Source organism: Alkalibacterium sp. s-m-28 (genome assembly GCF_054658175.1).
The window spans coordinates 1-412 of the sequence record NZ_BAAGIQ010000290.1; the positions used below are offsets into that span (position 1 = coordinate 1).

Genomic DNA, 412 nt, shown 5'->3' on the forward strand with positions numbered 1-412 from the left:
TCATTGTATTACTTGTGAGTTAACCATGTTAACTCGTTTGTTGCCTTCGACTCCAAAAGAATCGAAGGCCCCTGCACATTTGGTTGTTTCTACTTTGTTCAGTTTTCAAAGATCTATCTCGTTCAGTGTGTGTTGCTTGCATTTCGCAGCAACTTATACATCGTAACATTATACTGATTAACCGTCAATACTTTTTTAAAAAAAGTTTTAAACGTTTATCATGTTACTCTGTTTATAGCACACCTAAAGGTGTTACTTTTATCAACGCTGGTAAATAAGCGTGACAAAACTCCGCAAGCAGGGCTCGAACCTGCGACAACACGATTAACAGTCGTGCGCTCTACCAACTGAGCTATTGCGGAATCACTTGAATGTTTTATAAAAAAAAAGAGCTGCACGGCAACGTCCTGCT

General features: G+C 39.1%; 1 tRNA gene. It reads right to left on the bottom strand.

The features are described 5' to 3' along the window. Window positions 1-289: 289 nt before the first annotated feature. Window positions 290-362 (bottom strand) — tRNA-Asn (locus tag ACYQ4S_RS12365). Window positions 363-412: the final 50 nt, after the last annotated feature.